Annotated in this window: 1 rRNA gene; it reads right to left on the bottom strand. The window is 53.4% G+C overall.

The window, feature by feature from the left end:
• Positions 1-2,232, bottom strand: a 23S ribosomal RNA gene (locus tag ACF8C6_RS05400); the annotation flags it as partial.

Below are 2,232 nucleotides of genomic sequence, written 5' to 3'. Positions count from 1 at the left end.
TTGAGGCAAGTTTCCCGCTTAGATGCTTTCAGCGGTTATCTTTTCCGAACGTAGCTACCCGGCAATGCCACTGGCGTGACAACCGGAACACCAGAGGTTCGTCCAACCCGGTCCTCTCGTACTAAGGTCAGCCCCTCTCAAATCTCAAACGTCCACGGCAGATAGGGACCGAACTGTCTCACGACGTTCTAAACCCAGCTCGCGTACCACTTTAAATGGCGAACAGCCATACCCTTGGGACCGGCTTCAGCCCCAGGATGTGATGAGCCGACATCGAGGTGCCAAACACCGCCGTCGATATGAACTCTTGGGCGGTATCAGCCTGTTATCCCCGGAGTACCTTTTATCCGTTGAGCGATGGCCCTTCCATACAGAACCACCGGATCACTAAGACCTACTTTCGTACCTGCTCGACGTGTCTGTCTCGCAGTCAAGCGCGCTTTTGCCTTTATACTCTACGACCGATTTCCGACCGGTCTGAGCGCACCTTCGTACTCCTCCGTTACTCTTTGGGAGGAGACCGCCCCAGTCAAACTGCCCACCATACACTGTCCTCGCTCCGGATAACGGAGCAGAGTTAGAACCTCAAGCATGCCAGGGTGGTATTTCAAGGATGGCTCCACGCGAACTGGCGTCCACGCTTCAAAGCCTCCCACCTATCCTACACAAGCAGGCTCAAAGTCCAGTGCAAAGCTACAGTAAAGGTTCACGGGGTCTTTCCGTCTAGCCGCGGATACACTGCATCTTCACAGCGATTTCAATTTCACTGAGTCTCGGGTGGAGACAGCGCCGCCATCGTTACGCCATTCGTGCAGGTCGGAACTTACCCGACAAGGAATTTCGCTACCTTAGGACCGTTATAGTTACGGCCGCCGTTTACCGGGGCTTCGATCAAGAGCTTCGCTTGCGCTAACCCCATCAATTAACCTTCCGGCACCGGGCAGGCGTCACACCCTATACGTCCACTTTCGTGTTTGCAGAGTGCTGTGTTTTTAATAAACAGTCGCAGCGGCCTGGTATCTTCGACCGGCATGAGCTTACGGAGCAAGTCCTTCACCCTCACCGGCGCACCTTCTCCCGAAGTTACGGTGCCATTTTGCCTAGTTCCTTCACCCGAGTTCTCTCAAGCGCCTTGGTATTCTCTACCCAACCACCTGTGTCGGTTTGGGGTACGGTTCCTAGTTACCTGAAGCTTAGAGGCTTTTCCTGGAAGCATGGCATCAACCACTTCACGTCCAAAAGGACGCTCGTCATCAGTTCTCGGCATTAAGATCCCGGATTTGCCTAAGATCTCTGCCTACCACCTTAAACACGGACAACCAACGCCGTGCTGGCCTAGCCTTCTCCGTCCCCCCATCGCAGTAACTAGAAGTGCGGGAATATTAACCCGCTTCCCATCGACTACGCATTTCTGCCTCGCCTTAGGGGCCGACTAACCCTGCGTCGATTAACGTTGCGCAGGAAACCTTGGTCTTTCGGCGTGCGAGTTTTTCACTCGCATTGTCGTTACTCATGTCAGCATTCGCACTTCTGATACCTCCAGCAAGCTTCTCAACTCACCTTCACAGGCTTACAGAACGCTCCTCTACCGCATCACTTACGTGATACCCGTAGCTTCGGTGTGTAGTTTGAGCCCCGTTACATCTTCCGCGCAGGCCGACTCGACTAGTGAGCTATTACGCTTTCTTTAAAGGGTGGCTGCTTCTAAGCCAACCTCCTAGCTGTCTAAGCCTTCCCACATCGTTTCCCACTTAACTACAACTTTGGGACCTTAGCTGACGGTCTGGGTTGTTTCCCTTTTCACGACGGACGTTAGCACCCGCCGTGTGTCTCCCATGCTCGGCACTTCTGGGTATTCGGAGTTTGCATCGGTTTGGTAAGTCGGGATGACCCCCTAGCCGAAACAGTGCTCTACCCCCCAGAGTGATACATGAGGCGCTACCTAAATAGCTTTCGAGGAGAACCAGCTATCTCCGGGCTTGATTAGCCTTTCACTCCGATCCACAGGTCATCCGCTAACTTTTCAACGGTAGTCGGTTCGGTCCTCCAGTCAGTGTTACCTAACCTTCAACCTGCCCATGGATAGATCGCCCGGTTTCGGGTCTATACCCAGCGACTAAGACGCCCTATTAAGACTCGCTTTCGCTACGCCTCCCCTATTCGGTTAAGCTTGCCACTGAATATAAGTCGCTGACCCATTATACAAAAGGTACGCAGTCACCCAACAAAGTG

This window comes from Pseudomonas sp. zbq_18, from assembly GCF_043102245.1.
In the GTDB taxonomy this organism is placed as follows: domain Bacteria; phylum Pseudomonadota; class Gammaproteobacteria; order Pseudomonadales; family Pseudomonadaceae; genus Aquipseudomonas.
Note: the sequence above shows the minus strand (reverse complement) of the source record. Positions and strands in the feature narration are given on the sequence as shown.